Source organism: Psychrobacillus sp. FJAT-21963 (assembly GCF_001420585.1).
GTDB lineage: Bacteria > Bacillota > Bacilli > Bacillales_A > Planococcaceae > Psychrobacillus.
In genome coordinates, this window is record NZ_LJIY01000002.1 from 197525 (window position 1) to 205967 (window position 8443).

Below are 8443 nucleotides of genomic sequence, written 5' to 3' on the forward strand. Positions count from 1 at the left end.
TACATTTATATATTTTGAATAGGAATAATAGCGCTGAGAAAGATACTACTCCTTTAGATGAAGTCTTTATAAATGAAATAATAGTACTTACTAGAATAAAACTATAGACAAACACATATTAATAGAATTATGTATCCAAGCTTATATTCTTTATAAAAAGACAAAAACCCCTCGACCAAGAGGTCAAGGAGTTTTTTCGATGATCTAAACAAAAATGTCCACTTTTTGTTTAGATATGATATCGGCTCTACGTAATCATACGGATTATAACTCTATCTGTCAAGTCAACCATGAATCTATTGAATGTGACGATAAACACCTACAACTTTTCCTAGTATAGTTACTGAGTTGACGATAATTGGATCCATTGAGGAGTTTTCAGGTTGTAACCTGAAAAAAGATTTTTCTTTGAAAAAACGTTTTACAGTTGCTTCATCGTCCTCTGTCATTGCAACTACAATTTCACCATTATTAGCAGATTGTTGTTGTTTTACTACAACATAATCTCCATTTAATATGCCTGCTTCAATCATACTGTCACCCATAATTTCAAGCATAAACAAATGATCGTCAGATGTACCAAACGTTTCAGGAAGAGGGAAGAATTCTTCAACATTTTCAATTGCAGTTATTGGAAGTCCTGCTGTTACTTTACCAACTAACGGTACATGAACAACACCTTGTCTTTCTATAGTAGCGCTTGTACCATCAAGAATTTCGATGGCACGAGGTTTTGTAGGATCTCTTCTTATCAATCCTTTGCTTTCTAATCTTGCTAAATGACCGTGTACTGTAGAGCTAGAAGCGAGTCCAACCGCTTCACCTATTTCACGTACGGAAGGTGGATATCCTTTTTTTCGCACTTCTTCTTTTATGAATGCTAATATATCTTCTTGTCGTTTAGATGCTTTCTTCAATACCTTCACCTCTTTTTATTATAGAACTGTTTTTTCTTATTTATAGTATATCAGCCTATATAATGAAATGCAAACATAGGTTCTAAAAGTTGTTGACAAAAACATGTGTTCGTTTTAATATAAGAACATACATACCGAACAAACATTCTATAAAAGGGGTAATTTAAATGAAATTATTAGCAAAAAATTATTTTCTTACTTTATTTTTAGGATTAAGCGTAACTTTCATCTTATCAATTGTTATTATAAACTCTCAAGTTGCTGAAGAAGAATATAAAATAAAAGTAGAACCAGGTGATTCATTGTGGGCGCTTGCTGATAAGTTTCAATCCGAAAAATCAAGAGATGCATGGATCAATGAAGTAATGAATTTAAATAATTTACATTCTGCACATATAAAAGCAGGAGATGTATTAATAATTCCGAATGAAACGGAACATTTTCATTTGGATAATTCCACAGAGTTAGCAGGGGATAGTGAATGAAAGCGGTAATATATTGTCGAGTTAGTACTGAAAAAGAGACACAGGAATCGTCTCTAGTAAGACAAGAGGAAGAGCTAACCGGCTTTGCACTTGCTCAAGGGTATGAGATAGCAAGAATATTTACAGATCAGCATAGTGGTTACGATATGGAAAGAGAAGGGTTACTTGATTTATTGTCCTTTATTAAAGAAGAAGAAATAAAAGCTGTATTTGTTCAAGATGAGACTCGAATAGGTCGTGGCAATGGAAGGATGGCGGTTTTACATTTACTTCAGAAAACAAATACTTCTGTCTTTACACTTCAAGATAAAGGAGTATTAAATTTAAATGAAATGGACTCTATGCTTTTAGAAATTTTGGCTCTAGTTGAAGAATATCAACGGAAATTGCATAATGCTAAAATTAAGCGTGGAATGAAACGTGCAGTATCGCAAGGGTTCCGTCCTGAAAAGAATTTAAAGATGCGAGGAAATCAAGAAGGTAGAGAACGAATTGAAGTCCCAGTTGATGAAATCGTAAGATTGCGTAATGCTGGATTGACGTTTGAAGAAATTGCTTCCACATTAAAAGGTTTAGGTTTTGATATAAGTAAAGCAACAGTACATAGACGATATATTGAATTTATTGAAACACACGGAGGGTAAAGGCTTGCACTCTGTGTGTTTTTTCCTTACCTTTATATAAGAATAAAATATAAAGGGTGATTGTTATGCTTAGTAAGGAAAAACTAGCAAGAATTGGTGAACTTTCTAGAAAATCAAAGTCTTCTGGATTATCTGTTGAGGAAGCAAAAGAACAAAGTTCATTAAGAAAAGAATATTTAGAGACATTTCGTGCAACAATGAGAGATACAATTGAAAGTGTGAAAATTGTGGATCCCGCAGGTAATGATGTGACACCACTTAAGGTGCAACAAGCTAAAAAAGGAAAATTTCTGAATTAATCAATCATTAAGAAACCATTGATAATGCAAACATTGTTGTCTAAACTATAGATATAGAAAAAATTAGCTTGAGAGGATGTCAAATATGTCACTTCAATCAGATTTACTTGCAATTAATACCATTCGTACTTTATCAATTGATGCTATAGATAAAGCGAATTCTGGTCATCCAGGTTTACCAATGGGAGCAGCTCCAATGGCTTACACGCTTTGGACAAAGCATTTACGACATAACCCAAATAATCCTAATTGGTTCAATCGTGATCGATTTGTTTTATCGGCGGGTCATGGTTCTATGCTTCTGTATAGTCTATTACACCTTGGTGGATATGATCTTCCTATGGAAGAGATTAAAAACTTTAGACAGTGGAATTCTAAAACTCCAGGACATCCAGAGTTTGGTCACACGGCAGGGGTAGAAGCAACAACAGGACCTCTTGGACAAGGTATCGGAATGGCTGTTGGAATGGCAATGGCAGAGGCTCATTTAGCAGCTTCTTATAATAAACCAAATTATGAAGTGGTTGATCATTACACGTATGCTCTTTGCGGAGATGGAGATTTAATGGAAGGTGTAGCAGCAGAAGCGATTTCACTTGCTGGACATTTGCAATTAAGTAAATTAATTGTTCTTTATGATAGTAATGATATTTCTTTAGATGGAGATTTGAATAAATCTTTCTCAGAAAAAGTAGAGAAACGTTTTGAATCTTACGGATGGAATTATATTTTTGTAAAAGATGGTAATGATTTAGAAGAGATATCTGCAGCAATTGAAAAAGCTAAAGCGCAAAATGATAAACCAACACTTATTGAAGTTAAAACAGTAATAGGGTTTGGTTCACCAAATAGAGCGGGTAAATCAGATGCTCATGGTATGCCATTAGGTAAAGACGAAACATTATTAGCGAAAGCATCTTATAAATGGTCGTTTGAGGCGGACTTCCATGTACCAGATGAAGTATACGAAACGTTTAAAGAAGCTTCAAAACGTTTAGGTGTTGAACAAGAAAGTGCTTGGAATGAAAAGTTCCATGCTTACTCTAATGAATTTCCTGAACTTGCAGATACATTAAAACGTGCGATAAATGGGGAATTACCTGAGAACTTTGATGAAGCTATGAAAGTATATGAGGAAGGCTCATCTCATGCAACTCGTTCAGCATCTGGTGATGCAATTAATGCAATAGCTCAAAATTTACCTTCCTTCTTTGGAGGAAGCGCGGACTTAGCTGGCTCCAATAAAACGACAATTAAAAATGCTGGAGATTTTTCTCCACTAAATTACGAAGGTAAGAACATTTGGTTTGGTGTTCGTGAATTTGCAATGGGTGCTGCTCTAAATGGAATGGCATTACATGGTGGACTCCATGTATTTGGTGGTACTTTCTTTGTGTTCAGTGATTATGTAAGACCTGCAATTCGATTATCTGCTCTTATGGGACTTCCTGTAACATATGTGTTCACACATGACAGTATCGCTGTTGGGGAAGATGGTCCGACACATGAGCCAGTTGAACATTTAGCTTCTTTACGAGCAATGCCAGGATTATCTGTCATTCGTCCAGCTGATGCAAATGAAACGAAAGAAGCATGGAAGCTTGCAGTATCTTCTAAAAACAAGCCAACAATTCTTGTTCTTTCAAGACAGAATCTATCAACACTTAAAGGTTCTGTGGAGAAAGCGAGTGAGGGTGTTTCAAGAGGTGCCTATGTAATTTCTCCTAATGAACAAGCGGAAGCTATCTTACTTGCTACTGGATCAGAAGTTAGCCTTGCGATTGAAGCGCAAGAGGTTCTTGCGAAGGATGGAATACAAGTTTCGGTTGTGTCTATGCCTTCATGGGACTTATTTGAGCAACAGGACAGTGAATATAAAAAATCTGTATTACCTTCACATTTAACTAAACGCCTCGCTATTGAAATGGGAGCATCTCTTGGTTGGCATCGATATGTTGGATTTGAGGGAGATGTCATAGCAATTGACAAATTTGGCGCAAGTGCTCCGGGCGAAATCGTTATGAAAGAATATGGTTTCTCGGTTGAGAATGTCGTTTCCAAAATGAAAAACTTGCTTGAAAAGTAATAGATACTTTAAAGCAATTCGAATACTTACATCGTAAAGTATTCGAATTGCTTTTTATCTTTGTAGGACAAACAATTCTAGAAAGTTAATCTCACTGGAAGAAGTTATATTTAGTCTAAATTACTTTTTTTGAATTTATATAGTCTGGATAAAGAATCTATAGTATAATTTTCAGTGGTGTCTTGTACACGTAGACAAGAACGTAAAGGAGGAGAAAGTATGCAAACTTGGATTTGGATTGTTATTGTAATCGTTGCATTAATTGCTGGAGCTGCAATAGGCTTTTATGCTGCACGTCAATATATGATGAAATATTTAAAAGAAAATCCACCTATTAATGAACAAATGCTTCGTATGATGATGGCACAAATGGGTCGCAAGCCTTCTGAGAAACAAGTAAAACAAATGATGAATCAAATGAATAAAATGCAAAACAAATAAAAGCACTCAATGGAGTGCTTTTTATTTGTTTAATAAATTATTTTGTTGTAAAAAGTCCGCAACAACTTGTTCGTATTCCTCGCTATTTTCATTGAAAGATTTTGCATGTGCCCCAATATCAAAAAACTTTAATGACTTAGGACCTTTTTTCTTTTCGTACAATTCTTCTGTCATTACCGGAAGAATAAAATCATCCTCTAAACTATGAATAAACAACACCGGTTTCTCTATTTGATCCACCACATCAATCGGAGATACAAGATTTAATGTATAACCATCTCGCATTTTTAAAAATAAGTTAGCGAAGCGAATAGCTAAGCTGGATCGAAGAGGGGTTGTTTGTCGCATAATATGAAGAACTTGTTCTTCAAAATTTGAAAAAGAACAATCGGAAATATAGAAATCAGCATCATCTATTATGGAGCCTGCATATAGTATCATAGTCGCAGCACCCATAGATTCTCCGTGTATACCTATGATGGCATTTTCTCCAGCACGTTCTCTTACTGCTTCTACAATAGATTGCAAATCAATTTTTTCATAAAATCCAAAACTTGTTGTTTTTCCACCAGAATCTCCATGCCTACGATGATCATAAACGACACTGTTAAATCCTAATCGTTCGAACATGCGAACAAAACGAAGAGAATTAATTTTATTTTCTGTTACTCCATGACATATAATTACGTAATTATTTGTTTGAAGCGGTTCTACAAAAATAGCTTTAAGCGAATAACCATTTATCGATTCAATCCACTTCTCTGTTTTAGTCACAGCACGAAACCAAGCTTCGTCTAATCGTTTTGATGTTATCTCTCTATTGAGTATAAAGTCATCTTCTTTTTTCTTCATATACATTAGTTTATTAGTGACAAAATAACCAAAAACAGTTGCAGTAGCTGTTAAAATACTAGTTAACAAACTCGTCCATATGATTACACGTTTTTTCATTGCATCAACCCCTATTTGCTTTTAACTAGTTTATACATACCGGTCTCAATTGGTCTAGACACAAAAGGAGCAACTGAATCAACAGCTTCAATTAATAAATCAAGGTTAATATCCGTTTCAATATCCATTTGATGTAGCATATTCACGACATCCTCAGTTGCTACATTTCCCGTAGCACCCGGTGCAAATGGACATCCGCCTAAACCACCAGCTGAACTATCAAAACGATCAACCCCTGCTTGGAGTGCAGCAAATATATTAGCTATACCCATTTTTCGTGTATCATGGAAATGTGCAGTGATAAGTGTTTCAGGAAATTCTCTTTTCAGTCGTTCAAACAGTATATAACTTTCTTTTGGATTAGCCATACCTATTGTGTCTGCAACACTTAATTCATTTACTCCCCAAGAAACAAATTCTCTACATAACTCGATAGTTTTATTGGGGTCAATTAATCCTTCATATGGACAATAAAAAGCAGTGGAAATGCAAGCACGTACAAAATGACCCTCATTAACTAGAACTTCCACAAGCGGTTTGAGTCCGATCATACTCTCTTCGGTCGTTTTATTGATATTTTTTTTATTAAATGTATTTGATACCCCTACAAATACCGCAAAATTATTTGCCCCCGCTTGTTTTGCGAGTTCAATTCCTTTTTCATTAGGTGTTAAAACAAATTGCCTTCCAAATTTAGTAGTATTTCCTACTATTTCTTTTGCATCCTTCATTTGTGGAACCCATTTTGGTGATACAAATGATGTGAGTTCCATTTCCTTTACACCAGCTTTTTGAAGTTTCTCGATAAACTCTAATTTAACTTCAGTTGGTACTTCATTTTTTTCGTTCTGTAATCCATCTCTCGGACCGACCTCGATAATTGTCACTTTTTTTGGTAAACTGAACATAATCATCCCTCCATCTATATTGTAAGGAATGGATGGTTAAACAAGCAAATTTTATTTTAGGGGATTAAGAGGAGGAGTTTAACTGTGACAAACGAAGTAGTTATTGTAAGTGCTGTTAGGACAGCAATCGGATCTTTCCAAGGGGCACTGAAAGATATACCTGCAACAAAATTAGGTGCTATTGTTATTGAAAAAGCGTTAGAAAAAGCAGGGATCGCTAAGGATTCTGTAGATGAAGTTATCATGGGAAATGTCCTGCAAGCGGGCTTAGGACAAAATCCAGCAAGACAAGCTTCGATTCAAGCAGGATTACCAGTTGCTGTTTCAGCATTAACAATAAACAAAGTATGTGGTTCAGGTCTTAAAGCAATCCATCTAGCATCTCAAGCTATTATCGCAGGAGATGCAGATATAATAGTAGCAGGTGGAATGGAAAATATGAGCCAAGCTCCTTATCTATTAAAAAATGCTAGAGACGGTTTCCGAATGGGAGATCAAAAAGTTGTAGACAGTATGATTTCTGATGGTTTGTGGTGTGCATTTAACGATTATCATATGGGAATAACAGCTGAAAATCTTTGTGACCAATTCAATATTACAAGAGAAGAGCAAGATTCATTTTCTGCACGTTCCCAAGCTCGTGCAGCAAAAGCAATTGAAGAAGGAAAATTTGTGGATGAGATTGTTCCAGTAGAAATTCCTCAACGAAAAGGAGATTCAATCATATTTGATACCGATGAATATCCGAAAAAAGGGTCCACTCAAGAAAAATTAAGTACTTTACGCCCAGCTTTTAAAAAGGATGGTTCTGTAACGGCAGGAAATGCTTCCGGAATAAATGATGGTGCAGCAGCGGTAGTTGTTATGTCTAAAGCAAAAGCAGACGAATTGGGCATAAAACCATTAGCTACGATTGTTGCAAATGCATCTGCTGGGGTAGATCCAAGTGTTATGGGTATTGGTCCAGTGGAAGCAGTGAAAAAGGTTCTAAAAAAATCAAACCTTTCACTAGCGGATATCGATTTAATTGAAGCAAATGAAGCCTTTGCTGCGCAGTCGATTGCTGTAGATAGAGAGCTTTCATTTGATCATGATAAACTAAACGTTAATGGTGGTGCTATAGCTTTAGGCCATCCAATCGGAGCAAGTGGAGCAAGAATTTTTGTTTCTTTACTTCATGAAATGGAGAAAAAGGATGCAAAAACTGGATTAGCGACACTTTGTATCGGTGGAGGACAAGGGGTAGCTACAATTATTAAGCGTTAATAAAAGAAGGTGAAACATTTGGCAAAGAAAAAACAAAGACAGCCTGTTAAGCCAGCTGTTCAAAAAGAAGAAGGAAATGGTTTGTTTGATCAACTTTCCTCTGATGTGCTTGCTAAACTAAAAGAAACAAAGAAACAATTAGTGGCAGAAGAGCAAGAAAAAGAGGAAGAACGACAAGCAATGCTTGCATTTGAAAAAAAGCAAAGAGAGAAGAACAAATCATTTGCAGAATTACTAGATGAGTATGGGGACAGCGGTTCAAAGTTTTAATAGAAGACCTATTCGCTTCGGCGGATAGGTCTTTTATTTATTTTTATGATTGTGGTCCTGTGAATTGACAAGTGCATAAAAGGTAAAATGTAAGGTGGATGCTTATCTTTTATACCCTCTTTTAACCAATAGTTCCTCTATAGTGGTAATATAAATTAAATTAACTAAAAATAATA

Annotated in this window: 10 protein-coding genes; 7 read left to right on the plus strand and 3 right to left on the minus strand. The window is 35.5% G+C overall.

Annotation, left to right across the window (positions count from 1 at the left end):
* Positions 1-296: 296 nt before the first annotated feature.
* Positions 297-917, minus strand: coding sequence for a transcriptional repressor LexA (gene lexA / locus AN959_RS06835; protein ID WP_053589869.1), 621 nt, complete (start codon positions 915-917; stop codon positions 297-299).
* A 167-nt stretch (positions 918-1084) separates the two neighbouring features.
* Between lexA and AN959_RS06840 the strand changes: the two genes are divergently transcribed.
* The 5 genes from AN959_RS06840 to AN959_RS06860 all read left to right on the plus strand — a co-directional run bounded on the left by AN959_RS06840 (position 1085) and on the right by AN959_RS06860 (position 4872).
* Complete coding sequence (locus tag AN959_RS06840; protein WP_053589868.1) at positions 1085-1402, plus strand: LysM peptidoglycan-binding domain-containing protein; 318 nt, start codon at positions 1085-1087, stop codon at positions 1400-1402.
* On the plus strand, positions 1399-2046 hold the full coding sequence (locus tag AN959_RS06845; protein WP_053589867.1) for a recombinase family protein: 648 nt from the start codon (positions 1399-1401) through the stop codon (positions 2044-2046). Before AN959_RS06840 ends, AN959_RS06845 begins: the two co-directional genes overlap by 4 nt.
* 65 nt (positions 2047-2111) lie before the next feature.
* A complete protein-coding gene (locus tag AN959_RS06850; RefSeq protein ID WP_053589866.1) occupies positions 2112-2345 on the plus strand; it encodes a DUF896 domain-containing protein in 234 nt (77 codons plus the stop codon).
* 85 nt (positions 2346-2430) lie between these two features.
* Positions 2431-4431 (plus strand): transketolase, encoded by a 2001-nt coding sequence (gene tkt / locus AN959_RS06855; protein ID WP_056829390.1) that lies wholly within the window; start codon positions 2431-2433, stop codon positions 4429-4431.
* Between the two features lie 219 nt (positions 4432-4650).
* Complete coding sequence (locus tag AN959_RS06860; protein ID WP_053589864.1) at positions 4651-4872, plus strand: YneF family protein; 222 nt, start codon at positions 4651-4653, stop codon at positions 4870-4872.
* A gap of 21 nt (positions 4873-4893) precedes the next feature.
* On the opposite strand, the gene AN959_RS06865 is transcribed toward AN959_RS06860, so the two are convergent.
* Together AN959_RS06865 and AN959_RS06870 are read right to left on the minus strand one after the other, a co-directional pair.
* Positions 4894-5823, minus strand: coding sequence for an alpha/beta hydrolase (locus AN959_RS06865; RefSeq protein ID WP_056829392.1), 930 nt, complete (start codon positions 5821-5823; stop codon positions 4894-4896).
* Between the two features lie 11 nt (positions 5824-5834).
* On the minus strand, positions 5835-6731 hold the full coding sequence (locus tag AN959_RS06870) for a hydroxymethylglutaryl-CoA lyase (RefSeq protein WP_056829394.1): 897 nt from the start codon (positions 6729-6731) through the stop codon (positions 5835-5837).
* 84 nt (positions 6732-6815) lie between these two features.
* On the opposite strand from AN959_RS06870, the gene AN959_RS06875 reads away from it, so the two are divergent.
* Both AN959_RS06875 and AN959_RS06880 read left to right on the plus strand, forming a co-directional pair.
* Positions 6816-7997, plus strand: a complete 1182-nt coding sequence (locus AN959_RS06875) for an acetyl-CoA C-acetyltransferase (protein ID WP_053589861.1) — start codon at positions 6816-6818, stop codon at positions 7995-7997.
* Positions 7998-8015: 18 nt separating this feature from the next.
* Complete coding sequence (locus tag AN959_RS06880; protein ID WP_053589860.1) at positions 8016-8267, plus strand: YqkE family protein; 252 nt, start codon at positions 8016-8018, stop codon at positions 8265-8267.
* The last annotated feature ends 176 nt before the right edge of the window (positions 8268-8443 follow it).